Here is a 23398-nt window from a genome sequence, read left to right as displayed (position 1 = left end):
CGATAAAAGCGGGCGATCGCTGGCATCGCTTCGTCTCGCCTTGCGGCTCGCTGCGCGATCAGGTTCTCGCAGGCTCGAACCTGCCTTCGGACGCGATCGCGGCCCTTGAGGTCGCCGGGTGGTTGCGGCGGGGGCTGGGGTCAGCGCGTCCGGGTGGTCTTCTCAGGCGAGCCGGTTGCGGTGGCTTGGTCTGCTGGGCTCGCCGCCGCGTGGTCCGGGTGGCCGGGCCACGCGGCGGTTCGCCCCTAGGTCACTCCGAGGGGAGAGAACTGGAGGTGACGAGGGTGCGGATGGCGCCTAGGGCCACTGAGAGGGTCGCGAGGTCGAAGCTGTCGCTCTCCCAGATCTCGCTGAGGGTCTGCTGGGCGCGCTGGACGGCGGGCCTGTTCTTCTCCGCCCAGTGGATCATCCGCTCCTCGGGGTTGCCGCCCGGCTTGCTGGTGATGAGGACGTCCCGGGTGAGGGCGGAGTGCGCGGCGTACAGGTCGTCGCGGAGGGCGGAGCGGGCCATCGAGCGCCACTTGTCGTCGCGCGGCAGGGCGATGATGCGCTCGCGCAGGCGGGACAACTGGAGCCGGTCCGCGAGGTCGAAGTAGATCTCGGCGACCTCCTCCACCGGACGTCCCGTGTCGTGCGCGATGCCGACCACGTCGAAGGTGGAGTAGGCGGGGACGAACGTGGCGCACTGCTCGGCCAGCTCGTCCGGGACGCCCAGCTCGGCGAAGCCGTCGCGGCGCTGCTCGAACGCGGCGAGGTCGAGCCCGACCAGGAGCTTCGACAGGTGCGCGCTCAGGGTGGCCGCGCCGCCGGTGAAGAAGTCGATCGTCTCCTGGATGTCGAACGGGGGCCGCCGGTTGTGCAGCAGCCAGCGGGCGCCACGCTCGGTCAGCTTGCGCGCCTCCAGCAGCATCGCGATCTGCGTCGACTCCTCGACCTGGTGCGACAGGTTCTCGACCGACTTCCAGAAGCGCGGCATCTGGAACACGTCGCGGGCGACGAGGTAGGCGCGGGCGATGTCGGAGGAGGACGCGCCCGTCTCCTCGTTCATCCGGAACACGAACGTGGAGCCGCTCGCGTTGACCACGTCGTTCACCACGGCGGTGGTGATGATCTCGCGGCGCAGCGGGTGCCGGTCCATGAAGGGCCGGAACCGCTCGCGCAGCGGCGTCGGGAAGTAGTCGACCAGCCACGACTCCAGGTAGGGGTCGTCGGCGAGGTCGGAGGCGACGAGGTCGGCGTCCAGCGCGAGCTTGGCGTAGGCGACCAGCACCGAGAACTCGGGGCTGGTCAGGCCGTGCCCGGAGTGGCGCCGCTCGGCGAGGGCCTTGTCGTCGGGCAGGGCCTCCAGGCGCCGTTTGAGGCGGCCGTCGCGCTCCAGCTTGCGCATGTACCGGGCGTGGACGTGCAGCATCGCGGACGCCTGCGCGCGGGACGCGGCGAGCACCACGTTCTGCGCGTAGTTGTCGCGCAGGACGAGCCGCCCCACCTCGTCGGTCATCTCGTACAGCAGGCCGTCGCGCTGCTTGCCCTCCAACTCCCCGTCCCGCACCGCCTGGTCGAGCAGGATCTTGATGTTGACCTCGTGGTCGGAGGTGTCGACGCCCGCGGAGTTGTCGATGAAGTCGGTGTTGATCAGGCCGCCGCCGCGGGCGAACTCGATCCGGCCGAGCTGCGTGACGCCGAGGTTGCCTCCCTCGCCGACGACCTTGCAGTGCAGTTCGGCGCCGTCCACGCGGACGGGGTCGTTGGCCTTGTCGCCGACATCGGCGTTGCTCTCCAGCGACGACTTGACGTAGGTGCCGATCCCGCCGTTCCACAGCAGGTCGACCGGCGCCCGCAGGATGGCCCGGATCAGCTCGAAGGGCGGCAGGGTCTTCACCCCGTCGCCGAGCCCGAGCGCCGCCCGCACCTGCGGGGTGATCTGGATCGACTTCACGCTGCGGGGGTACACGCCGCCGCCCTTGGAGATCAGCGAGGTGTCGTAGTCGCCCCAGCTGCTGCGCGGCAGCTCGAACAGCCGGCGCCGCTCGGCGAACGAGGCGGCGGCGTCCGGGTCGGGGTCGAGGAAGATGTGCCGGTGGTCGAACGCGGCGACGAGCCGGATGTGCTCCGAAAGCAGCATCCCGTTCCCGAACACGTCCCCGGACATGTCGCCGATGCCGACGACGGTGAAGTCCTCGTTCTGGATGTCCTTGCCGAGGGCCCGGAAGTGGTACTTCACCGACTCCCAGGCGCCGCGGGCGGTGATGCCCATGCCCTTGTGGTCGTAGCCGACCGAGCCGCCGGAGGCGAACGCGTCGCCGAGCCAGTAGCCGTACTCGGCGGCGACGCCGTTGGCGATGTCGGAGAACGTCGCGGTGCCCTTGTCGGCGGCGACGACCATGTAGGTGTCGTCGCCGTCGTGGCGGACCACGTTCGGCGGCGGCACGACCTTGCCGTCGACGAGGTTGTCGGTCAGGTCGAGCAGGCCGGAGATGAAGTCCTTGTAGCAGGCGATGCCGGCCTTCTGCCACGCCTCCCGGTCGACGGACGGGTCGGGCAGCTGCTTGCCGACGAAGCCGCCCTTCGCGCCCGCCGGGACGATGACGGTGTTCTTCACCGCCTGCGCCTTGGCCAGGCCGAGGATCTCGGTGCGGAAGTCCTCGCGCCGGTCCGACCAGCGCAGCCCGCCGCGGGCGACCGACCCGAACCGCAGGTGCACGCCCTCGACCTTCGGCGAGTACACGAAGATCTCGTACATGGGGCGGGGCTGCGGCAGGTCCGGGATGCCCTCCGGGTCGAACTTCATCGCCAGGTACGGCTTGTTCTGGTAGTGGTTCGTGCGCAGGGTCGCCTGGACGAGCGCCAGGTAGGCGCGCAGGATGCGGTCCTCGTCGAGGCTCGCGACGTCGTCCAGCTTGCCGCGGACCTCCTCGGTGATGCCGGCGCTGCGCTCCTCCTCGCCGCCCCGCAGCGAGGGGTCGAGCCGGCTCTCCCACAGCCGGATGATCAGCCGGGTGATCGAGGCGTTGCGCAGCAGCACCTGCTCGATGTAGCGCTTGGAGAACGTGGTGCCCGCCTGCCGCAGGTACAGGGCGTAGGCGCGCAGGATCATCGCCTGCCACCAGGTCAGCCCGACGTGCAGGACGAGCGCGTTGAAGCCGTCGTTCTCGATGCCGCCGCGCCACAGCATCGTGAAGGCGTCCTGGAACAGGTCCTTGACGGCCTCCGCCGGGACGTCCGCGGGCGGCACGTACCGCAGCCCGAGGTCGTAGATCCAGAACCGGCGGCCGTCGGAGGGGTTGATCTCGTACGGCCGCTCGTCGATCACCTCGACGCCCATGTTCTGCAGCAGCGGCAGCACCCGCGACAGCGAGATCGGCTCGCCCAGCCGGTAGATCTTCAGCCGCCGCTCGCCGGGCCCGGCGCCGTCCGGCGCGTACAGGTCGATCGAGGTGTCGGTGCTCTCGTCGAGCGCGGCGAGGCGGCGCAGGTCGGCGACGGCGGTACGGGCCGGGAAGTCGGCCTTGTAGCCCTCGGGGAACGCCTCCCCGAAGGTGCGGCCGAGCGTTCCGGAACGTTCCTCCCCGGACTGCTCGGCGATCGCGTCGGCGAGGTCGTCCTCCCACGAGCGGGTGGCCTGGGCGAGCCGCTCCTCCAGCTCCGCGACGTCGACGTCCGGCAGCGGGCGGCCGCGCTCGCCGCGGACCACGACGTGCAGCCGGGCCAGGATCGACTCGGTGACGTTCGCGCTGTAGTCGACGCTGACGCCGTCGAACGCCTCCCTGAGCAGGTCCTGGATGCGCAGCCGGACCTTGGTGGTGTAGCGGTCGCGCGGCAGGTAGACCATGCAGGACATGAAGCGGCCGTACAGGTCCTTGCGCAGGAACAGCTTCAGCTGGCGGCGCTCGCGCAGCCGCAGCACGCCGAGGGAGATCTTCAGCAGGTCGTCGACCGAGATCTGGAAGAGCTCGTCGCGCGGGTAGCTCTCCAGTATCTCGATGAGGTCCTGGCCGTCGTAGCTGTCGGGGGCGAACCCGGCGCGCTCCAGCACCTCGTCGAGCTTGGGCCGCAGCACGGGGACGTGCGCGATCGACTCGCTGTAGGCGACGTGGCTGAACAGCCCGAGGAACCGGCGCTCCCCGATCACCTCGCCGGACTCGTCGAACTTCTTCACCCCGATGTAGTCCAGGTACAGGGGGCGGTGGACGGTGGAGCGGGAGTTCGCCTTGGTGAGGACGAGCAGGCGCTTCTCCGTCGCCTTCTCGCGGACCTCCGGCGGCAGCGCGGCGAAGCTGTCGGACTCGCGCTTGTCGTTGCGCAGGATCCCGAGGCCGGTGCCCGGCTCGGGGCGCAGCGCCGTCCCGTCGCCGGTGAGCGTGTAGTCGCGGTACCCGAGGAACGTGAAGTGGCCGTCGGCCAGCCAGTCGAGCAGCTCGACGCCTTCGGCGAGCTCCTTGGCCGGCAGCGGCGGCGGCACCTCCTGGACCGCGGTCGCGACCTCGTGGGCGCGGGCGCGCATCTTGGGCTCGTCCTCGACGGCGACCCGGACGTCCTGCAGGACGCGGATCAGGTCCTTCTCCAGCGTGTCCAGGACGACCTGGTCGGTGGTGCGGTCGACCTCGATGTGCATCCACGACTCGTCGACGTCGGCGTCGCTGTCGTGGTTGCCGCGGAAGGCCCTGAGGTGGCCCGCGACGTCGCGGTCCACGCCCAGCAGCGGGTGGACGATCATGTAGGTCGCCAGGTGGTGGCGGGTCAGCTCCATCGTGACCGAGTCGACGAGGAACGGCATGTCGTCGGTGACAACCTGGACGACGGTGCGGCCCGGGTCCCAGCCGTCCTCCTGGAGCGTCGGCGTGAAGACGCGCACCTTCGCGCGCCCCTGCGGCCGCTCCTCGCCGAGCGCGCGGTGCGCCATCGCGGGCCCGCAGATGTCGGCCGGATCCCGCTCCAGCAGGTCCTCGCGGGCGACCTGGCGGTAGTAGAGGCGGAGGAAGGCGAAGGCCTCCTCCACGTCCCCGCGCGCCTCCGGACGCCTCGCGCACGTCTCGGCGGCCCGCCGGAGCAGGTCGTCCTTCGCTTGATCGAGCATGCCGCTCATCGACAATCTCCCCTTGAGACCCATCGCCACCTCGTTGTGGCGCCGCTCACTGCACGAGCGTAGCCAGGAATCGCCGCAAAGCCGACCTGGTCCCGTGCATGGCCGACGTGGCCTATCCCACCCTGTCAGGGTGCCCGAAGCGACTCGGGCCGATCATGTGATTCGGTGCCGGAGGGAGCGTCAGCCCGCGGCCTGGCCGGTGGTGCCCGCGCCGCTGCCGGTACCGGTGCCGCCGCCCCCGGGGTCGGTGCCGCCGCCTCCGGGGTCGGTGGGAGTGTCGGTCGGCGTCTCGGTGGGGCCGGTGGACGGGTCGGTCGGGTCGGTGGGCGTGTCGGTCGGCGGCGTCGTGGTCGGCGAGTCGGACGGGGTCGGGGTGCCGCTCCGGGTCGGGCTGCCGGTGGGGGTGGGGTCGCCGGTGGGCGTCGGGTCGTAGGACGTCGGCGGCCCCTCCTGTACGGGCTGCCGGCTGGTGGGCGCCTCCGTGGTCGGCACGACGTCGCTCGACGTGGGCGGCCCGCTCGGGTCGCTGACCTTGCGGCCCGCCTTGCCGCCGCCGTCGGAGCCGAGCAGCAGGACGGAGGAGACGACGATGACCGCGACGAGCAGCGCGGCGGCCCCGGCGAGCGCCGCGGAGCGCCCCGAACCGGTGAGCGAGCGCCGCAGCCCGCCGCCCTTCCCGCCGGCGGCGTCGCCGGGCAGGGTCTCGTCGGCGGCCCACGCGGCGGGGGCGAGCAGCGGCTCGGCCTCCCGCGCCGCGTCTCCGCCGGCGCCCGGCGCCCCGAACGCGGCGTCGTCGAAGGAGTCGTCGAAGTCCGGGGTCCGGTCGAACACCGGGTCGTCGTCGAACACCGGGGTGTCGGCGAACACGGGGTCGGGCTCGAACACCTCGTCCTCGTCGCCGCCCTCCGCCGCCAGGACGGACCCGGCGGCCAGCATCGCGGTCTCGTCGGTGTCGCCGGAGGGGCGGGCGGCGGGACGCGCCGCCTCCTCGTGCCCGAGCAGCCGCATCAGCACCTGCCGGGCGCCCGGACGCCGGGACGGGTCCTTCTCCAGGCAGTCGAGCACCAGGTCGCGCAGCGGCCCGTCCAGGCCGCCGAGCTCGGGCTCCTCGTGCAGGATCCGGTTGATCACGGCGGGGATGGTGTCCTGCCCGAACGGCGGCGCCCCGGTGGCGGCGAAGGCCAGCGTGGCCGCCCAGCAGAACACGTCCGCGGGCGTCCCGACCTCGTCGCCGCTGATCTGCTCGGGCGCCATGTAGGACGGGGTGCCGATGACCCGGCTGGTGAGGGTGGTGCCGCCGCTGAGCGCGCGGGCGACGCCGAAGTCGATGACGCGCGGGCCGTCCGGGCCGATCAGCACGTTGTGCGGCTTGAAGTCGCGGTGGACGATGTTCGCCTGGTGGATCGCGGCGAGGGCGGTCGCGGTGCCGACGGCGAGCCGGTCGAGCCCGGCGCCGTGGAGCGGACCGTCGGCCAGGACCTGCTGGTTCAGCGACGGGCCCGGCACGTACTCGCTGACGATGTAGGGGCGGTCACCGGTCGCGTCGGCGTCGATCACCTGCGCCGTGCAGAACGGCGCCACCTGCTTGGCGACCTCCAGCTCGCGCAGGAACCGGGCGAGCGCCTTGTCGTCGGACGTCAGTTCGGCGTGCAGCAGCTTGATCGCGACCTGCCGGCCGTCCTCGGCCACGCCGAGGAACACCGTGCCCTGGCCGCCCTCGCCCACTCGGCCGATCAGGGCGTACGTCCCCAGCCGGTCCGGGTCTCCGGACCGCAGCGCCCCAACCTCCATGCGTGGAACCGTCCCTCTCCTTGATCGACAGATCGAGCGAGCCCCGACCCGGATCACCCCTCCGACTGTGTGACGCGCGAGACACGAGGCAAGTTCACCCGATCCCGCGACCATTCGGAGCGAACTGGTCCATCGCCCCCGGTGGCCAGCTTTGGGTCGGCTACCACCCTAATGGCGTCACATCCACCTGTGCCCAGGACGCGCCAGATGTCACTCCGGAAGCCCGACTCACCATGGGTAGCCGGGGGACTACAGCCGTCGTGTCACTGCGGAAGCTCGTGCCACTACAGAAAGCAGCGTCACTATCGATAGCAGCGTCTCTCCGGAAGGAAGTGTCACTCCGGAGCGGTGTCGTTACAGAGCAGTGTCGTCGTTGCAGAGCAGTGTCGCACCGGCGGCGGAGGCGCACAGCGGAAACGGCGCCACGCGCGGGACACTGGGCACATGGCGACACTCGACGGCCGCCGCGTCCGCACGCGCGCCGAACTCATGGACGAGCACGGGCTCGGCCGCAGCACCCTGGAGAAGTGGTACCGCGAGCGCGCCGCCAACGGCCATCCCGAGGCGGTGGGGACGGTCGGTTCCCAGCTCGCGTGGGACGCCGACGAGTGGGACCGCTGGTACGAGGCGCACCGCTCCCGGGACGTCCCGGCCGGCCTCGCCACCCGCGACGAGCTGGCGGCGCGCCACGGCCTCAGCCGCCACCGCCTCAAGCAGCTCTGGGCGGACCGCGCGTCCAACGGCCACCCCGAACCGGCGCACCGCGCCGGCAAGGCCCTGTACTGGGACGAGGCCGCCTGGACCGCCTGGTACCGCGCCCTCGTCGAGCGCCCGGCCGAGGAGGGGCCCGACGACCTCGTCACCCTGGCGGAGGCCGCCCGCATCCTCGGCCTGGCGCAGACGAGCGTCACCGTCTACGCCAGGCGCCCGCCCGCCGGCTGGCCGGAGCCCGCCAGGGTGGAGCCGCTGGGAGGAGGCCGCGTCCGCCGGCTCTACCGGCGGCGCGACGTCCTCGCCTACGCCGCGGCCAAGGGGTGAAGCCGGGCTACGGGGTGAAGTGGGTCAGGACCTCGGGGTTCGCCATGGAGTCGCGGTTGGCGGCCTTGTCGACCGGGGTCCCCTGGAGGATCTTGCGGACGGGGACCTCCAGCTTCTTGCCGGACAGCGTGCGCGGGATGCCGGGCACGGCGGTGATCTCGTCCGGGACGTGCCGGGGCGACAGCGCGGACCGGATCCGCCTGCGCAGCTCCGCCACCAGCTCGTCGGTGAGCGAGGCGCCCTCCGCGAGCTGGACGTACAGCAGCAGCCGGCCCTCCTGGCCGAGGCGCCCGGTGTCGATGACGAGGCTGTCGGTGATCTCGTCGAACGCCTCGACGACGCGGTAGAAGTCGGACGTGCCCATGCGGACGCCGCCGCGGTTGAGCGTGGAGTCGGACCGCCCGTAGATCACGCAGCCGCCGTCCGGCAGGACCTTGATCCAGTCGCCGTGCCGCCACACGCCCGGGAACATGTCGAAGTAGGAGCCGCGGTAGCGCTCGCCGTCCTCGTCGTTCCAGAAGAAGACGGGCATGGACGGCATGGGCTCGGTGATGACCAGCTCGCCCACCTCGTCGACCACCGGCTTGCCGTCCTCGGTGTAGGCCTCCACCTTGGCGCCGAGGCCGCGGCACTGGATGACGCCGGCGCGCAGCGGCAGGAGCGGCGACGGGCCGACGAAGCCGGTGCACAGGTCGGTTCCGCCGGAGAAGGAGCCGAGCAGCAGGTCGCTGCCGACCGCCTCGTACACCCAGGCGAAGCCCTCGGGCGGGAGCGGCGACCCGGTGGAGCCGATGCCGCGCAGCCGGGACAGGTCGAGCTCCTCGCCGGGGCGGCGGCCCTCCTTCGCCGACGCCGTGATGTAGGGCGCGCCGACCCCCATGTAGGTGACGCCGGTGTCCGCGGCGAGCGTCCAGAGGTCGAGGGGGGCGCCGTCGTACATGACGATGGTGGACCCCACCAGCAGGCCGCCGATGAGGTAGTTCCACATCATCCAGCCGGTGGTGGTGTACCAGAAGAACACGTCCTCGGGGCCGAGGTCCTGGTGGAAGGACAGCGCCTTGAGGTGCTCCAGGACGACGCCGCCGTGGCCGTGGACGATCGGCTTCGGCAGCCCGGTCGTCCCGGAGGAGTAGACGACCCACAGCGGATGGTCGAACGGGACGTCCTCGAACTCCAGGGTGTCGTGGCCCGCCCGGGGCAGGTCGCCGTAGTGCATGCCGACGCGCAGGCCCTCGGGGGTGGCGGCCGGGTCCAGGTACGGGACGAGGACGGTGGCGGCCAGGCTCGGCAGCGCGGCCTCGATCTCGCCGACGACCTCCCGCCGGTCGAACCGCTTGCCGTTGTAGGCGTAGCCGTCCACGGCGATCAGGACCTTGGGCTCGATCTGCGCGAACCGGTCGATCACCGAGGAGGACCCGAAGTCGGGCGAGCACGACGACCACACCGCCCCGAGCGACGCCGTGGCCAGGAAGCAGATCAGCGCCTCGGGGATGTTCGGGATGTAGGCGGCGACCCGGTCGCCCTTGCCCACGCCCAGCCCGGCCAGGCCCGCGCGCACCTCCGCGACGTGCAGTGCCAGCTCGCGGTACGACAGCACCCGGTGCCCGCCCGCCTCCGAGCGGAAGACGACCGCCGTCTCGTCGGGCGACCCCTCGGCCCGGCGCAGGGCGTTCGCCGCGTAGTTGAGGGTCGCGCCGGGAAACCACTTCAGCCCGTCGACCGGCATGGGGCCGCCCGTCCGGACCGGGCCGTCGCCGCGCTCGCCCACGACCTGGAAGTACGACCAGATCGCGTCCCAGAACGCGTCGACCTCCGTGACCGACCAGCGCCAGAGCTCGTCGTAGGACTCCGCGAGGACGCCCCGGTCCCCCAGCCAGTGGGCGAACCGCGTCACCCGCGCGTTCGCGACCACCTCCTCCGACGGCTCCCACAGCGCCGAACCCTCGGATACCTCCCGGGCCATACCTCTCCCTCCCCGCCGCGCCACGCTGCGCGACCGTCCCAATATCGGCCCCGCCCGGCACACCGTGCAACTTGCCCGCCGTGCCCGCCGTCAAGCCCGGCAACCCCTCCTATCGCAGGTCAAAACGCATCTTCGGGCAACCCCGCGCTCCCACACAGACAACGCCCCGCACATCCTCTTCTCCCACACACCCTGGAGAACGGGCAGGTCGAACGGGGCACACCGCCATGCGCGGCGATATGTAGGTCCGCGGGGTGGACGCGCCCTCGCAGCGCCGTTTCACAGGGAGGGGATCAGCCCCTCAGGAAGCGGCAGTTCTCACCGCTGACCCACAGGGACCCCTCGGCCGCGCCGGTCGGGCAGCGGTAGGTGTCGTTGTTGCGGCGGTCGACGATGGTGACGTCCAAGACCGGACCCCACTGGCCGGGGTTGCAGTTCCGTCCCTGGACCTGGGGGATCCGCGGCTCCACCTGCTCGCACACGGAGATCTCTCCGGCGCGTTCGGCGCCGGCCTGGACGGGGTCGGCCGGGGGCGTGGTCAGGATGAGCGCGGAGGCGCCGAGGACCGCGGCGAGGACGGTGGACACGGCGAGCGCACGGCATGTCACGATAATCACTCCTCGTTGTCAAGTGATTACCCGAAGTTATCGACGGCGTGCCCGTCGTGCTGCCCTCCCGAGGTGACATCTTCGTCCCGTCCGGGGGTCTTCTCGCGGCGCCTCACATCCGGGTCAGCTCGGCGACCGCGCTCACCACCGCGTTCGTGTCGGCGAGCGTCGCCAGGACCCGGTCCGCGCCGGCGGAGCGCAGCTCGGCCTCGGTGGCGCTGCCGGTGGCGACGGCGATGACCGGCGAGCGGGCGATGTGCGCGGCCTGGACGTCGCGGGGCGAGTCGGCGATGTAGACGGTCGCGGACTCGGGGTAGCGGGCGCCGTGCCGCTCCCCGGCGCGGGTGCGGGCGAGCTCCAGGAGGGCGGCCTTGCTGTAGACGCCGTTCTCGTAGCCGCCGGCTTCGAGGTCGAGGCGGCCGGCGAGGCCCAGCTCGGTCACCTTGAGCACGGCGTTCGGCTGGAGCGATCCGGTCAGCACCGACTGGACGACGCCGGGCACGTGCGCGAGCGCCTCGACGGCCTCGCGGGCGCCGGCGAGGACGCGGCCGTGCGCGCGCAGGTCGGCGCGGCGGCTCGCGAACGCCTCGGCCAGCGCGTCGAAGAAGGCGGGGAGGTGGTCGTCGGTGGTGACGACGTCGTTGAACGCGAGGGTCTCGAAGATGATCTCGGATTCGGTGCGGCCGGGCGTGGGCGCAAGGCGCAGCAGCGGCCGCCCGATGATCCGTTGGAACGCCTCGGCATAGGCGTCCCGGGTGATCCGTCCGACGTCGACCAGGGTGTGGTCGATGTTCCACAGCACGAGACGGTTCAGCGTCGACATCCCGTTCCCATGACGGCTCCAGGGGGTGTGCACAGACGCCGCCCCTCGGACGGCGAGGCGAGCCTATCGTCAAGCCTCTCACCGCTTCGACCGGTCGTGAAGGGGCGGGGAGCTCAGCCCATATGGGGGTAGCGGTGGTCGGTGGGCGGGACGAAGGTCTCCTTGATGGAGCGGACGCTCGTCCAGCGGGTGAGGTTGAAGATCGAGCCGGCCTTGTCGTTGGTGCCGGACGCGCGGGCGCCGCCGAACGGCTGCTGCCCGACGATCGAGCCGGTCGGCTTGTCGTTGATGTAGAAGTTCCCGGCGGCGAAGCGGAGGCGCTCGGTGGCCTCGGCGACGGCGGCGCGGTCGTCGGCGACGACGGCGCCGGTCAGGCCGTAGTCCGAGACGCCCTCCATCTGGGTGAGGACGCTGTCGTAGTCGACGTCGTCGTAGACGTGGACGCCGAGGATCGGACCGAAGTACTCGGTGGTGAAGATCTCGTCGGTGGGGTCGGACGACTCCAGGACGGTGGGGCGCACGAAGTAGCCGCGCGAGTCGTCCGTCTGGCCGCCGGCGAGTATCCGCATGGTGTCGATCCCGCGGGCGCGCTCGATGGCGCGGCGGTGCTTGGCGAAGGCGCGGTCGTCGATGACGGCGCCCATGAAGTTGGACAGGTCGGCGACGTCGCCCATGGTGAGGGCGTCGACCTCGGCGCAGAAGTCGTCGCGCATGCCGTCCCAGATGGAGCGCGGGATGTAGGCGCGGGACGCGGCGGAGCACTTCTGGCCCTGGTACTCGAAGGCGCCGCGGACGAGCGCCGTCTTCAGCACGGCGGGGTCGGCGGACGGGTGCGCGACGACGAAGTCCTTGCCGCCGGTCTCGCCGACGATCCGGGGGTAGCCGCGGTAGCCGGCGATGTTCTCGCCGACCGTCCGCCACAGCTGCTGAAAGGTGGCGACCGAGCCGGTGAAGTGCAGGCCGGCGAGCTCGGGGTGGCGCAGCGCCACCGCGGAGACGGCGCGGCCGTTCCCGGTGACCATGTTGATCACGCCGGGCGGGAGGCCGGCGGCCTCCAGCAGGCGCATCGTGTGGTGGGCGGCGAGCTGCTGCGTCGGGGACGGCTTCCACACCACGACGTTGCCCATGATGGCGGGCGCGGTCGGGAGGTTTCCGGCGATCGCCGTGAAGTTGAACGGGGTGATCGCGAGGACGAAGCCCTCCAGCGGCCGGTACTCCAGCCTGTTCCACACCCCCGGCGACGACAGCGGCTGCTGCTCGTGGACCTGCTGGGCGTACCGGACGTTGAACCGCCAGAAGTCGATCAGCTCGCAGGCGGCGTCGATCTCGGCCTGCTGCACCGACTTGGACTGGCCGAGGATCGTCGCGGCGTTCAGCGTGGCCCGCCACGGCCCGGCGAGCAGCTCGGCGGCGCGCAGGAAGATCGCGGCGCGGTCGTCGAAGGACATGGCCCGCCAGGCGGGCGCCGCCTCCCGCGCGGCGGCGATGGCCTCGGTGACGTCCGCCTCGGTGGCCTCGCCCATCCGGCCGAGGACGTGCCCGTGGTCGTGCGGCTCCACGACGTCGACGGGGGTGCCCGCCCCCATCCGCCGCTCGTCCCCGATCGCCATGGTCAGCTCGGTCTGCGCGCCGCCCAGCTCCTTGATCCTGGCTTCCAGCGCGGCCCGCTCGGGGCTTCCCGGCGCGTACGTCCTGACCGGTTCGTTCATCGGAACCGGCACGGTGGTGACGGCGGCCATCTGACGTCTCCCTGCGATCCGACGGCATAGTCCGACGTGCCGAGGGACCTACCCCGCGCCGGGGCCGCTAGTCGAGCAGGTGGGCGAGTTCCTGGGTGGCGTACCAGAGGAGCTCGTGGCCCTCGGCGCCGTCCACGGTGAAGCGGGCGTCGTCGTCGCCGGCGTCGGCGGCCGCGAGGGCCTGCACGGCGGCGGCGATGTCGGGGACGGCGTCCGGGTCGTCCACATGGCCGGAGGCGATCCGCTTCCACGGGACGGGGGCGGCGAGCTCGACGAGGGCCCGCTCCCCGTTGCCGAGGGCCGCGTCGCCGCGCGCCCAGGCGACCTGGTCGTCGGGGACCTCGGCGGCGAGCACGACGCGGCGGCGCGGGGCGGACGGGTCGGCGGCGAGCAGGCGCAGCGAGGCGCGGGCGGCGGCGGACATCGCCGCGTACTCCAGCTCCTCCAGGTCGCCGCCCGCGTACCACTCGCGCAGCGCGGGCGTGACCGCGTGGGCGGCGAGCGGCGCGGGGCCGATCTCCCGGGCGGTGTGGACGCCGGCGAGCAGCGTGAGCGTGGACGGCAGGTAGACGCGCATGACGGTCAGCAAGTCTGCCAGACGGTCAGGGCAGCAGGTCCATTCCGCGCAGTTCGGCGATCGTGGTGTCGGGGGCGGTGTGCAGGATGCCGCGGATGCCGAGCGACTCGGCGGCGCGGACGTTGTGCTCGATGTCGTCGATGAAGACGCACTCGGCGGCGGCCAGGCCGAGCAGGTCCAGGGCGTGCCGGAAGATCCGCTCGTCGGGCTTGCGCATCCCGACCTCGCAGGAGATGACGACCGCGTCGAAGAGCTCGGCGAACAGGTCGCGGGGGTACTCGTTGCCCCAGGAGTTCGACAGCAGGGCGGTGCGGGCGCCGGTGGAGCGGACCGCGCGCAGCGCGTCGTACATGGGCTCGACCGGGGCGAACGCGCCGAACATGCGGGTGATGAGCCCGGCGGCCTCCACCGGGTCGCCGTCGACGGTGAGCAGCTCGGCCGCGAGGAGCCGCTCAAACTCGGCGGTGGGCAGGGAGCCGTCCTCCAGGCCGTGGATGGGGTTCGTCCCGGCACCGTCGTAGGCCTGCTTCACCCAGGCGCGCATGACGGTCTTGTAGCGCTCGACGTCGATGCGGTCTGCGGCGAGCCAGACCTGGATTGCGTCGGCCAAGGGGGAGGTGAGGACGCCGCCCCAGTCGATGATCACAGCTTTGACGCTCACGCGCCGATGGTAGGCGATCCCCGGCGAATCGACCGAATCCCGTTCTGTCAGAATGCCGCCCATGGACTTCGAACTCAGCCCGAAGGCACGCGACTACCGGGACCGCCTCCAGGAGTTCATGGACGCGCACGTGTACCCGGCCGAGCCCGTCTACGCCGCCTGGCGGGCGGAGAACGACCCGCACGCGCTGCCGCCGGTCGTCGAGGAGCTGAAGGCCGAGGCGCGCCGGCGCGGCCTGTGGAACCTGTTCCTGCCGGACGTGTCCGGGCTGTCGAACCTGGAGTACGCGACGCTCGCCGAGCTGACCGGGCGCTCGCCGGACCTCGCCCCGGAGGCGGTCAACTGCGCGGCGCCCGACACGGGGAACATGGAAGTCCTGCACATGTTCGGGACGGACGAGCAGAAGGAGCGCTGGCTCAGGCCGCTGCTGGACGGGGAGATCCGCAGCGCGTTCGCGATGACCGAGCCCGAGGTCGCCTCCTCCGACGCCACCAACATCACCACCTCGATCGTCCGGGACGGCGACGAGTACGTGGTCAACGGCCGCAAGTGGTTCATCACCGGCGCCGCCGACGAGCGCTGCAAGATCTTCATCGTGATGGGCAAGACCGACCCGGAGGGGCCGGCGCACCGGCGGCAGTCGCAGGTGCTCGTGCCGCGCGACACCCCGGGCGTGACGGTCGTCCGGCACCTGCCCGTGTTCGGCTACCAGGACCAGCACGGCCACTCGGAGATCCTCTTCGAGGACGTCCGGGTGCCCGCGTCCAACCTCCTCGCGGCCGAGGGCGACGGGTTCATGATCGCGCAGGCCCGGCTCGGGCCCGGCCGCATCCACCACTGCATGCGGGCGCTCGGCATGGCGGAGCGGGCGCTGGAGCTCATGTGCCGCCGCGCCCTCTCCCGCGAGGCGTTCGGCGGGCCGCTGGCCAGGCAGGGCGTCGTCCGGGAGCAGATCGCCGAGTCGCGGATGGCGATCGAGCAGGCCCGGCTGCTGACCCTCAAGACCGCCTGGCTGATCGACCGGCACGGCGCCAAGGGCGCACGGACGGAGATCGCCGCGATCAAGGTGGTCGTGCCCCGCATCACGCACGAGGTGCTCGACCGGGCGATCCAGGTGCACGGCGCCGCCGGCGTCTCCGACGACACCCCGCTGGCCGCGATGTACTCCTGGGTCCGCGCCATGCGCATCTTCGACGGCCCCGACGAGGTCCACGTCCGCACCGTCGCCCGCCAGGAACTACGCCGCCACGAAACCTGACCCGACCGCCGCAGTGCCCGCCGCCGGCGGGCACTGCGCACAACCCCGGCAGCCCACCTCCTTCACCGACTCGTGTCCCGACCACATCAGCCATCCGCCGCAACCCCGCGACGACCCCAACGGTTGCGATCGCGTCCGAAGGCAGGTTCGAGCGGAGCGAGAACCTGATCGCGCAGCGAGCCGCCAAGGCGAGACGGAGCGATGCAGCGATCGCCCCGCGTTTCCCGACGATGGAGGGCCGCCAGGCCCGAAGGAGGAGGGGGATGCAGTAGGCACTGCTACGCCGATCTAAGCCTCTGCAGGGCTTCGCGGACGCCGCCGTCGGTTTCCTCCAGGACCATCGTGGCGCGGGACGCGGGGACCTCGCCTAGCAGGGAGACCAGCGCGACGCGGGTGTTGCCGCCCGCTTCGGACAGCGCGTTCTCGCAGGTGCGGGCGTCCATCCCGGTCGCCTCGGTGAGGATGCGCACCAGCCGGGCCCGCAGCTTGGCGTTCAGCGCGTTCACGCTGACCATCAGGTTGGAGTAGGTGCGCCCCATCCTGATCATCAGGGTGGTGGAGAAGGAGTTGAGCACCAGCTTGGTCGCGGTGCCCGCCTTCATCCGGGTGGACCCGCTGATCACCTCGGGTCCGGTGGCGAGCCCGATGTGCACCTCCACCTCGGCCCCGTACGGCGTGTGCGGGTTGCAGCTGATCAGCGCGGTGCGCGCCCCGACCGCGGCGGCGGCGCGCAGCGCCCCCACCACGTACGGGGTGCGGCCGCTCGCCGCGATGCCGATCGCGACGTCGCCCGGCGCGACGTCGCGGGCGTCCCGGCGGCCGAGCTCGACGTCGTCCTCCACGTCGGAGACGGCCTGCGACAGCGCGCCGGGGCCGCCGGCGTGGTGCGCCACGACCCGGCCCCAGATGCCGAACGTCGGGGGGAGTTCGGCGGCGTCGAGCACCGCGAGCCGGCCGGAGGTCCCGGCGCCGAAGTAGTGCACGCGGCCGCCCGCGCGCAGCGACTCCACGGCGAGGTCGACCAGCCGGGCGACCTCGGGCAGGACGGAGGCGACGACCCTCGGCACGGTCGCGTCCTCAGAGTTGATCAGGCGTAGCACCTCCATGGTCGGCAGCGTGTCGACGTCGAGGGTCCGGGGGTTCCGTCCCTCCGTGGGGAGCTCGCAATCGATCACCGACGCCTCCGGTCGGGTCGCACGGTCCGTCCGCGGACCGCCTCGTACGTGGCTTCGAGGGCCTTGCGGGTAGACCCGTAGGTGCGCTGCGCAACTCCGACGAAGAGACAGTCCACCACCGTGAGCTGCGCCAGCCGGCTGGCGGTGGCGCCCGAGCGGAACGTCGTCTCCCGCGCGGCGGTCGTCAGGATCAGGTCCGCGACCTCCGCGATGGGGGATTTCGGGAAGTTGGTGAGCGCGACGGTCTTGGCGCCCCTGGTCTTGGCGACCTCCAGCGCGTCGATGGTCTCCACGGTGGCGCCGGTGTGCGAGATGCCGATCGCCACGTCGCCGGCGTTCAGCACGGCGGCGCTGGTCAGCATGATGTGGGCGTCCGCCCAGGCGGAGCAGACCCGGCCGATGCGGTGCAGTTTCTGCTGGAAGTCGGCCGCGACGAACGCGCTCGCGCCGACGCCGTAGACGTCGACCCGGTCGGCGGCGACGACCGCGTCCACGACCTGCTCCAGCATCTTGATGTCGAGCTGGGCGGCGGTCTCCTCGACGGCCCGCGCGTCGGCGAAGGTGACCTTCTCCACGATCTGCTCTAGCGAGTCGTCTGGGCTGATGTCGCTGCCGATGACCCGGCCGCCGGTGGCGCTCTGGGCCCGTCCCGCCTCGGTGGCGAGGGTCAGCCGCAGCTCTGGGTAACCATGGAACCCGATCGCCCTGCAGAACCTGATGACGGTCGTCTCGGAGGTGCCGCAGTTCTGGGCGAGCTCGGTGATGGTCGAGTTGGCGACCCCTTCGGGGTCGTCGATGACGCGTTGAGCGACTCTTCGCTCGGCGGGGGGCAGCGAGGGAAGCAGCGAACGGACCCGCACCACGGTGCTCAGCGGCGTGGCGTCCTTGTCCTTGCCCGCCGCGTCGTCCCGTGGCGCAGCGGGCTCCCCCGTGATCCCCCGCTCGGGGCCCCGACCGGGGCCGATGGGTTTCCTCATGGAGGAAATTTTCTTACGCGCAGGATGTCACGTCAACGTTAGGAAAGGCTACGGTCGCCATGTGTTGACCCATTTGGCCGGTCCTTACGTGGTCGGTATCGACGCGGGTGGCACGAAGACCCGCTGCGTCGTGCTGACGCTCGGGGGAGCCCTGGCCGGTTCCGGCACCGGCCCAGGGGCCAACCCCAACTCAGGAGGCGACACCGCGGGGGCGCTGACCACCGCCCTGCGGGAGGCGCTCGGAGACCTCGACCGTACCCACATCCTCACCGGCGTGTTCGGCATCGCCGGCGCCGGCTCGGCCGGCCGGCCCGCCGCCGTCGCGGCGGCCCGGCGGGCCTGGCAGTCCGTCGGGCTGCGCGGCTCGCCCGCGGTGGTGACCGACATCGCGGTGGCGTTCGCCGCCGGAACCAGCGAGCCCAAGGGCATCGTGGTGTTCTCCGGCACGGGCGCCGGCGCGGCGGTCATCAACGACGGCGCGATCGTGCAGCGCGCGGACGGCTACGGCTGGCTCGTCGGGGACGAGGGTTCGGCGGTGTGGCTCGGGAAGGAGGCCGTCCGGGCCGCGCTCGCCGCGTACGACGGCCGCGGCTCCCCGACGCTGCTCACCGACTCGGTCCCCCGGGCGCTGCTCGGCGCCACCGTGGTCGCGGAGATCGACTCGGAACGGCGAAGACCCCGCCACCCAAGGGCGCTGGCCATGGCCGGCGCCCCTTCGCCGTCACCGGGCTCCGTGGTGCCGCAGGCCGCGGCGCTCTCCGCCGGAGGAGGCTCCTCCGGCGGGCGCGCCTCGGGCACCGCCGTCCTGTCGCCCGAGTCCGCCTATCCGCCGTCCGCCCGCTATCCCGCCCCGGGGGGCGGGGCGCCCTGCCATCCGGAGACGCCCGGGACCCCGCCCAATCCCCGGCTCGCCCAAGCGATCATCAAGGAGGTCTACGGCCGCCCGCCGGCGGCGCTGGGCCGGCTCGGCCCGGTGGTGGCCGCCGCCGCGGCCGCCGGCGATCCCGTGGCCAGGCGCATCACCGACGAGGCCGCGCAGTGGCTGCTGGCCGACGTCGACGCGGTGCGCCCGGCCCTGTCCGATCCCTGCGCACCGGTCGTCATGCACGGCTCGGTGCTCCGTGAAGGCCCCGTCGCCGAGGCCGTCCGCTCCGGACTGCGCGCCCGCTTCGCCGAGCCGCCGCGCAGCGCCGGCGACGGGGCCGTCGGCGCGGCCGGGATGGCGTTGCGCCGCCTCGGCCACCCGCTGCCCGGCTGAGCCGTCCCCGCCGCCGCGGCGGAGGGCCCGCCCGCCTCCGGCCCGGCCGTCCCGACCCGGCCCGGCCCGGCCCGGCCGCCAGGTTCATCGCGATGGACCCCGCTGAAGATCCGCAAACACCTGCGATCCAGGGGTCCATCGTGATTAAGCTGTTACCACGGTGGTGACAGAGCCGTGGGAGCGGTCCCGATGGGGCCGTGTCCCGCGGGACCACCGGCCACAGACGTGGCTCTACAGATTCGGCTGCAACCACTCAGCAGCGTCGTCCGCGCGGGATGCTCCACGACCCGCATGCGCCCCCTGCCCGGGCGCATGCCCACGCATGCCCGCCCCTGTGCTCCCTGGCCCGGACGACGGCCGACTCCGTACTCCACGTCGAACGAGGTCCCATGCACTCCCTGCCCAGGGCGCGCCGTCTCCGGCCCGCCCTCACCCGCCTGCCTCGCGCCGTCCGCACCCGGCTGCGGCCGGGCCGCACCGCGATCGTGATGATCACCACAACGGTCGTCCTGGCCGCCGCCACCGTCGTCGTCGCCTACATCCGGACGCCGGTGCCGACGCAGCCGCAGGACGGCGTCACCGACCAGGGCTCCGCGGTCTACTACGCCGACGGCCGCACGCCGCTGTTCCGCCTCGGTGCCAACCGGGAGAACGTCCGGCACGACCAGATCCCCGACCGGCTGCGCTGGGCGGTGCTCTCCGCCGAGGACCGCGGCTTCTACGGCGGCCACGGCGTCTCCCCCAGCGGGACGTTCCGCGCCCTGTGGAACAACGCGTCCGGCGGCGACACGCAGGGCGGCTCGACCATCACCCAGCAGCTCGCCCGCAACTACTTCAAGGGGCTCAGCCGCGACCGGACGATGCACCGCAAGGTCAAGGAGATCTTCATCGCGATGAAGCTCGACCGGAACCGCGGCAAGGACGAGATCCTCGACCTCTACCTCAACACGATCTACTTCGGCCGGCAGACGTCCGGGGCGCAGGCGGCGGCCCGCGCCTACTTCGACAAGGACGTCTGGCAGCTCGACACCGCCGAGTGCGCCCTGCTCGGTGCGATGATCCAGCGCCCGGCGTACTTCCGGACGCAGGGCGACGGCCCCGCGGCCCGCGCGCTGCGCGCCCGCTGGAAGTACGTCCTGGACGGGATGGTCTCGATGGGCAGGCTCAGCCGGGCCGAGGCCGACCGGCAGCGCTTCCCCCGCACCCAGGACGAGTGGACCGGCGTCGGCCTGTCCGGCCAGGACCTCCTCGTCCGGCACCGGGTCGAGGAGGAGCTCGCGAGCGTCGGCATCCCGATGGACGGCGTCGTCAACGGCCGCCTGAAGATCTACACCGGGCTCGACCAGCGCTGGATGCGGCAGGCCGAGCAGGCCATGCGCGCGGCGGACGAGCCGCGGTGGCCCGGGACCGTGCACGCCGGGCTCGTCGCCGTCGACTCCCGGACCGGCGCGGTCAGGGCCCTCTACGGCGGCGACCCGAAGCGCAGCCAGATCGACTCGGTGTTCGCGCCGGTCGCGCAGGCGGGCTCCACGTTCAAGCCGTACGTGCTGGCCGCCGCGCTGCGCAAGAGGCTCAGCGTCCGGACGAGGGTGAGCGGCCGCTCCCCGCAGAAGTTCGCGCCGAACGGCGACGTCACGCCGATGACCGCGCCGGGCTACAAGGTCGAGAACGACGAGGAGATCGGCTCGCTCGGCGCGATGGACCTGGTCAAGGCGACGGCCCTGTCGGTCAACACCGGATACGTGAAGGCCGCGCTGAAGACGGGCATCCCGGACGTCCTGGAGACCGCGCGGCTGCTCGGGGTGCCCGCCTCGGCGCTCGCGCCGTTCAAGGGGCAGGCCGGGGTCGCGCTAGGCACGCCCGACGTCGCGGCCGTCACCCAGGCCGCCGGGTACGCGGCGTTCGCCAACGGCGGGACGGCCGTCGTGCCCCACCTCGTCACCAGGGTCGTCGACGCGCACGGCCGGCGGGTCCCGCTGCCCTGGGACCGGCCGGGGCGCCGGGTGCTGGACCCCGAGCAGGCGGCGCAGGCCGCCTACGCGCTGCGGGCCACCGTCAGGAGCGGGACGGGTACGCGCGCGGCGCTGCCGGATCGTGAGACCGCCGGGAAGACGGGCACCACCGAACACAACCGCGCCGCCTGGTTCGTCGGCTTCGTCCCCCAAGTCTCGACGGCCGTGGTGATCGGCAACGCGAAGGCCGCCCCGCTGCGGGATCTGCCCGGATTCGCCGGGACGGTCGCCGGGGAGAACCTGCCGGCGACGATCTGGCGGTCCTTCATGGACAAGGCCTCCCGCGACCTGCCGGCCCTGCCGTTCCCCGAGCCCGCGTTCTCCGGCGCGGCCGCGAACTGGGTCGACGCCGACCCGGCGAAGCAGAACCGGTCCGGGCAGACCCCCGGGGAGCCGAAGCCCGGCGGGTGGGACGGCGGTTCCCCTTCCACCACGCCCTCCCCCGCCGTGCCGCCGGAGCTCGCCCGCCGCAGGGCCGCCAAGGCGAAGGCCGGCGCGACCCCTGCCCCGTCCACCACCTCGCGCTGAACAGGGGAGAGTCCACGCTGAACGAGGAGACCGCTTTCTGAGCCGGGAGAGCCGCACCTGAGCCGGGGCGCCGCCGCCGAGCCGGGAGAGATCGAGTCGACAGCGGCCCCCGGGGGCGGCTACGGTCGCGGGCGTCCGATGCGACCGAGTGACCGAGACCATCCCGGGGGGCCTGGTCGGGTGCGTGCCTCACGATCCCTCGCGCTCGCGGCGGCGGTCCTGCTGGCAGGCGGGGCCGCGGGCTGCGGCGGCGGCGAGGGCGGGAAGGGCGGGCGGACGCCGTCCGCCCGCTCCGCCGCGCCCGGTTCCCCGGCCTCGCCGAGCGCGGCGGCGGACGCGTGGATCCCCGGCCGGGTGGCGAAGATGAGCGTGCCGGAGAAGGTCGGGCAGCTGTTCGTGCCGACCTTCTCCAGCCGCGCCGACGCGCTCGCGAAGATCAGGAAGTACCGCGTCGGCGGGCTGATCTACTTCCCCGGCAACATCGGGAGTCCGGCGCGGACGGCGGCGCAGTCCAACGCGCTGCAGAAGGCCTCGGAGATCCCGCTGCTGCTCGGCGTGGACGAGGAGCAGGGCATCGTGTCGCGGACGCCGTTCGTCACGACGTTCCCCGGCAACATGGCGCTCGGCGCGACCCGCAGCCCGGCCGACGCGCGCGCCGCCGCGCAGGTCACCGGCGCCGAGCTGCGCGCGGTCGGCATCAACCTCGACTACGCGCCGGACGCCGACGTCAACGTGAACCCGCGCAACCCCGTGATCGGGCTGCGCTCGTTCGGGTCCGACCCCGCCCTGGCGTCCACGCTGGTGCAGGGCGCGATCGGCGGCTTCCAGGCGGCCGGGGTCGCGGCGGCGGCCAAGCACTTCCCCGGCCACGGCGACACCGCCACCGACAGCCACACCGGCCTGCCGGTGATCCGGCACTCGCCGCGGACGTGGGAGAAGCTGGACGCGCCCCCGTTCAAGGCGGCCGTCGCGGCGGGCGTCGACCTCATCATGACCGCGCACATCGTCGTCCCGAAGCTCGACAGCTCGGGCGACCCGTCCACGCTCTCCAAGACGGTCCTGACGGGGCTGCTGCGCGAGAAGCTCGGCTACCAGGGCGTCATCACCACCGACTCGCTGGAGATGGCCGGGGTCCGCGAGAAGTACGGCGACGCCGCCGTCCCGGTCCGGGCGATCAACGCGGGCGCCGACCAGCTGCTCATGCCCCCGGACCTGCCGCGCGCCTACGACGCGGTGGTGAAGGCCGTCCGGACCGGGAAGATCACGCAGAAGCGGCTGGACGAGTCGGTGACGCGGATCCTCCGGCTCAAGCAGCGGCGCGGCCTGTTCCAGGGGACGGCCGCCGATCCGGCCAAGGCCGCGGCGGCCGTCGGCACGCCCGCGCACAAGGCGACCGCGCGGCGGGTCGCCGAGCACGCGGTCACCCTCGTCCGCAACGACGGCGGCCTGCTCCCGCTCAAGGGCAGGAAGGTCGCCGTGTCCGGGCCGGACAGCGGCCGGCTGCTTGCGGCGCTGCGCAGGCAAGGGGTCGCGACGGCGGCGCCCGGCTCGGCCGACGTCACGGTGCTGACCACCGTGAACGCGGGGGCGGCGACCGCGTCCCGGATCCGGGCGCTCGGGTCCAGACCGGTGGTCGTCGCCGCGCTCGGCCGCCCCTACGACCTCGACTCGGCGGGCGGCGCGAAGGCGGCGCTCGCCACCTACTCCTCCAGCCGGGTGTCGGTGGACGCCCTGGCCAAGGTGCTGAGCGGGGCGGTGAAGCCCACGGGCAGGCTGCCGGTGCCCGCGGGCGGAAAACCCGCCGGGCACGGGTTGGGCTACCGGTAGGCGGCTCCCCGTAGGGAGTGCCATGGACGCGAAGGCCGGTCGGCTGGGAGGATCGGGCCGCCTTCGCGCCCCCAGGAGGT

General features: G+C 72.7%; 15 protein-coding genes. 5 read left to right on the top strand and 10 right to left on the bottom strand.

What is annotated here, in order from left to right:
- Positions 1-250: 250 nt before the first annotated feature.
- Both ABWI07_RS00160 and ABWI07_RS00155 read right to left on the bottom strand, forming a co-directional pair.
- Positions 251-5083 (bottom strand): NAD-glutamate dehydrogenase, encoded by a 4833-nt coding sequence (locus tag ABWI07_RS00160; protein WP_353817195.1) that lies wholly within the window; start codon positions 5081-5083, stop codon positions 251-253.
- A gap of 180 nt (positions 5084-5263) precedes the next feature.
- The gene (locus tag ABWI07_RS00155) at positions 5264-6874 is read right to left on the bottom strand and encodes a serine/threonine-protein kinase (RefSeq protein WP_149259201.1); all 1611 of its coding nucleotides are present in this window, start codon (positions 6872-6874) and stop codon (positions 5264-5266) included.
- 444 nt (positions 6875-7318) lie between these two features.
- Here ABWI07_RS00155 and ABWI07_RS00150 point away from each other — a divergent pair, with 444 nt between their 5' ends.
- Positions 7319-7912, top strand: a complete 594-nt coding sequence (locus tag ABWI07_RS00150) for a hypothetical protein (RefSeq protein WP_149259200.1) — start codon at positions 7319-7321, stop codon at positions 7910-7912.
- A gap of 7 nt (positions 7913-7919) precedes the next feature.
- Here the strand turns inward: ABWI07_RS00150 and ABWI07_RS00145 are convergent, their stop codons facing one another.
- The 6 genes from ABWI07_RS00145 to ABWI07_RS00120 all read right to left on the bottom strand — a co-directional run bounded on the left by ABWI07_RS00145 (position 7920) and on the right by ABWI07_RS00120 (position 14283).
- Positions 7920-9875: an acetoacetate--CoA ligase gene (locus tag ABWI07_RS00145; protein WP_149259199.1), complete on the bottom strand. Its 1956-nt coding sequence runs from the start codon at positions 9873-9875 to the stop codon at positions 7920-7922.
- 293 nt (positions 9876-10168) lie between these two features.
- On the bottom strand, positions 10169-10483 hold the full coding sequence (locus ABWI07_RS00140) for a hypothetical protein (RefSeq protein WP_353817194.1): 315 nt from the start codon (positions 10481-10483) through the stop codon (positions 10169-10171).
- Positions 10484-10595: 112 nt separating this feature from the next.
- Positions 10596-11306, bottom strand: a complete 711-nt coding sequence (locus ABWI07_RS00135; protein ID WP_149259197.1) for an HAD family hydrolase — start codon at positions 11304-11306, stop codon at positions 10596-10598.
- 113 nt (positions 11307-11419) lie between these two features.
- Positions 11420-13045, bottom strand: coding sequence for an L-glutamate gamma-semialdehyde dehydrogenase (gene pruA / locus ABWI07_RS00130; RefSeq protein WP_353817193.1), 1626 nt, complete (start codon positions 13043-13045; stop codon positions 11420-11422).
- 67 nt (positions 13046-13112) lie between these two features.
- Entirely contained in the window at positions 13113-13622 is a 510-nt protein-coding gene (locus ABWI07_RS00125; protein ID WP_149259566.1) for a DUF6912 family protein, read from the bottom strand.
- 25 nt (positions 13623-13647) lie between these two features.
- A complete protein-coding gene (locus ABWI07_RS00120; RefSeq protein WP_235036768.1) occupies positions 13648-14283 on the bottom strand; it encodes an HAD family hydrolase in 636 nt (211 codons plus the stop codon).
- Positions 14284-14344: 61 nt separating this feature from the next.
- Between ABWI07_RS00120 and ABWI07_RS00115 the strand changes: the two genes are divergently transcribed.
- Positions 14345-15541, top strand: coding sequence for an acyl-CoA dehydrogenase family protein (locus ABWI07_RS00115; RefSeq protein WP_149259194.1), 1197 nt, complete (start codon positions 14345-14347; stop codon positions 15539-15541).
- 278 nt (positions 15542-15819) lie between these two features.
- Here ABWI07_RS00115 and ABWI07_RS00110 read toward each other — a convergent pair whose 3' ends face one another.
- Both ABWI07_RS00110 and ABWI07_RS00105 read right to left on the bottom strand, forming a co-directional pair.
- A complete protein-coding gene (locus ABWI07_RS00110; protein ID WP_149259193.1) occupies positions 15820-16716 on the bottom strand; it encodes an N-acetylmuramic acid 6-phosphate etherase in 897 nt (298 codons plus the stop codon).
- Positions 16713-17693, bottom strand: a complete 981-nt coding sequence (locus ABWI07_RS00105; protein WP_235036767.1) for a MurR/RpiR family transcriptional regulator — start codon at positions 17691-17693, stop codon at positions 16713-16715. The genes ABWI07_RS00110 and ABWI07_RS00105 overlap by 4 nt, the downstream gene beginning before the upstream one ends.
- 61 nt (positions 17694-17754) lie before the next feature.
- On the opposite strand from ABWI07_RS00105, the gene ABWI07_RS00100 reads away from it, so the two are divergent.
- The 3 genes from ABWI07_RS00100 (at position 17755) to ABWI07_RS00090 (ending at position 23318) form a co-directional block, all read left to right on the top strand.
- Complete coding sequence (locus tag ABWI07_RS00100; protein ID WP_235036766.1) at positions 17755-18951, top strand: N-acetylglucosamine kinase; 1197 nt, start codon at positions 17755-17757, stop codon at positions 18949-18951.
- A gap of 389 nt (positions 18952-19340) precedes the next feature.
- Complete coding sequence (locus tag ABWI07_RS00095) at positions 19341-21491, top strand: transglycosylase domain-containing protein (RefSeq protein WP_353817192.1); 2151 nt, start codon at positions 19341-19343, stop codon at positions 21489-21491.
- Between the two features lie 180 nt (positions 21492-21671).
- Positions 21672-23318, top strand: a complete 1647-nt coding sequence (locus ABWI07_RS00090; protein ID WP_353817191.1) for a glycoside hydrolase family 3 protein — start codon at positions 21672-21674, stop codon at positions 23316-23318.
- Positions 23319-23398: the final 80 nt, after the last annotated feature.

The organism is Actinomadura sp. NPDC000600 (assembly GCF_040492135.1).
GTDB lineage: Bacteria > Actinomycetota > Actinomycetes > Streptosporangiales > Streptosporangiaceae > Spirillospora.
This window is presented reverse-complemented; position numbering and strand designations above follow the sequence as displayed.